The sequence below is a fragment of the Lysinibacillus sp. CNPSo 3705 genome (genome assembly GCF_028674935.1).
Lineage (GTDB): Bacteria > Bacillota > Bacilli > Bacillales_A > Planococcaceae > Lysinibacillus.
The window spans coordinates 1-2,405 of the sequence record NZ_JAQZSD010000144.1; the positions used below are offsets into that span (position 1 = coordinate 1).

A 2,405-nucleotide genomic window follows, 5' to 3' on the forward strand; every position below is an offset into this window, starting at 1 on the left:
AACAAATATTTCTTTAGTTGTCTTTATAATAAGCTATCTGCCTAACAAAAATTTACCAGGCAAATAATATTTTAGGTACTTTATTAAAGGTTGCTTTTCCTTCAAATCTGTGCATATTTTATAAAAAAATATAAATAGCAAAAAGGTATTGAAGGGACTAGTACAGACTAAATTTTGAGTCTCTCCTCAGATCATTAATTCATCTTCATCATCATAAAATCGATAAAGACCTTTATTTGCTAATTGTTTGATGACCTCTTCTTTGAAAGGAATGTCACCTTCAATACGATATAAAACTAAATTATCTAAAACAGTGTTTTTTCCCAACATTTTAACTTTATCTTCAATTGCTTTTAGTGCTGCTTCACTTTTTCTAAATTTGAACTCTCTTAAATACTCTTTATAATCATCTTCTGAACAATTATTAACATTCATAAAGTGTGACTTTAACTTGTTTAACTGTTCATTATTTAACCTACTAAAAGTTCTACCTATATGCTGCCAAGAATGGCAATTGATGCAGATTAAATCTAAATCTTTTAAAATACATAGTAATTCATCTTCTCCATACTCTTCAACTTCATGAACATGAAGTTTTTTTAATTCTTCAACTAGCGGCTGATATCCGCATATAGTACACTCATAGTTATTTTCTTCTAATACACTACTTCTGATTTTTTTCCATAAGGATTGGGTAATATTTTTTCTGACAGTATTTCCGTGATAAGCACCAGGTTTTATATCCATTTTCAGCTTAAAATTTTCAAATTCAACATTCATAAATTGATCTACTCCTTCGAAAATATTACCAATTGTAATATATAAATTAACATCATTTGTAACGATTTAAAACACTAATCCTATATCCTCTTATGTATTTTTCCCAGGGACGTTTAATTTGCTTACGAGACTAACAAGACAGTTTAATCATTACCTTATATGCTTTTTTAGAAAATGAAACCAAAATTATCATAGTTTATATTTTTATTACCTAAATGTGTATACAAATCAACAGCTTCCTTTTCAGACCAGGGTGGTTAGTAGCTTTCTCGATTCTGCGCGCTCATCAAAATGTAAATATGTTTTCGTTTTATATTAATATCATTTAATATTAGTAGAGCTAGGAAGGCCATGTTATCATCTTGGTCTATTATCTATTCAAAATAGATCAACCTCCTAACATAATTTGACGGGTTTTGTTTTTATTCAATACCTTTTGTTGAAAGCGACATTCGATTTTTTTGAATCTCGACTTGTAAATTATTTAGCTCCAGCGAGAAAAACTTTGTATCCTTTGATTGAATCACCAGTAAATATTGAGCTCCCAAACTGTATAATAGGTTCTATATAAATTCAGATGTTAAGTTATTCTGGATTTTAAATTTATATAAATCCCCGTCCTCTTCAAAGTTCACTTTGATCATAAAGTCACTTTCTTCAAACGTATTCGAAGAAAGTATCGGGTAAGGGAAGTTTGCATCTTTTTTATAAATCATGTTACACCTCTACATAATAAATGAATTTTAATGAGCGATTATATGTTGGCTGAAGGGTTAGCTGTAAATTTACATAACCTTTTTTAATCGATACGTTTTTTATAGCATCTTTTTCAACCTTACATTCTGCATTCGTATTTTTGTCTATAACTTTCACGTAGTTCGCTAGCATATTAAATTCACCTATATACTCTTTGCCCATTCCGTCTACTATGTTGAATTTTAAATTACAACGCTTGGCCTTTGACACATCTGGATCGCCCAAGCTATTAGTGATAAGGCGATTACTTATACTGAGGAATTTAAACGCCATTTTATTGTAGAAAATGAAAAAGGAAAACTCCCAAGAACGATATTTGAAGAGGCCGGTTTAGATGTTGAACTAATTGGTTTAAAGCGTATTAGTTCAGCGGGAAAGCGGTGGCGTGCAGCTTATCGTACAACTGGGGTAGCGGGTCTACAAGATACACGGAAAACAAATTCAGGTCGTCCGATAGAACGAGAATTAAGTTTAGAAGAAAAAATTGCACGATTAGAAGCGAAAAATCGATTATTACAAGCGGAGAATGAACTGTTAAAAAAGCTCGATCTACTCGAAAGGCAGATGTTAAAGAAGAAATAAAAATTGTAACAGAACTAAAATTTGAATTAATCAGTAAAACGATTCAAAAATATAAACTAAAACGTTTAGTAAGCTATCTATGTGAAATCATGGGTGTTTCTCGTTCAGGTTACTATAATTATTTCACAGAAAAATCAGCGCAAAAGCGTGCAGCACATGAGTTAGCGGATGAAGCAGTCAAAGAAATCATTTTAAAAGCGTATCATTTCCGAGGACGTAAGAAAGGTGCACGTCAAATTAAAATGACGTTAGAAAATCAATATGGGATTACGTATAACTTAAAACGT

The 2,405-nt window shown here is 31.1% G+C and carries 3 protein-coding genes and 1 pseudogene; 1 reads left to right on the forward strand and 3 read right to left on the reverse strand.

Annotated features, from left to right (window positions below; translation table 11 throughout):
- Nucleotides 1–186 precede the first annotated feature (186 nt).
- The 3 genes from PVA17_RS24615 to PVA17_RS24625 all read right to left on the reverse strand — a co-directional run bounded on the left by PVA17_RS24615 (nucleotide 187) and on the right by PVA17_RS24625 (nucleotide 1,746).
- Nucleotides 187–780, reverse strand: coding sequence for a hypothetical protein (locus PVA17_RS24615; protein ID WP_274069316.1), 594 nt, complete (start codon nucleotides 778–780; stop codon nucleotides 187–189).
- A gap of 563 nt (nucleotides 781–1,343) precedes the next feature.
- Nucleotides 1,344–1,496 carry a hypothetical protein gene (locus PVA17_RS24620; RefSeq protein ID WP_274069317.1) on the reverse strand — a complete coding sequence of 51 codons (153 nt, stop codon included), beginning with the start codon at nucleotides 1,494–1,496 and terminating at the stop codon, nucleotides 1,344–1,346.
- Nucleotide 1,497: 1 nt separating this feature from the next.
- Entirely contained in the window at nucleotides 1,498–1,746 is a 249-nt protein-coding gene (locus PVA17_RS24625) for a hypothetical protein (RefSeq protein ID WP_274069318.1), read from the reverse strand.
- On the opposite strand from PVA17_RS24625, the pseudogene PVA17_RS24630 reads away from it, so the two are divergent.
- Nucleotides 1,747–2,405, forward strand: a pseudogene (locus PVA17_RS24630) (HTH domain-containing protein); the annotation flags it as partial.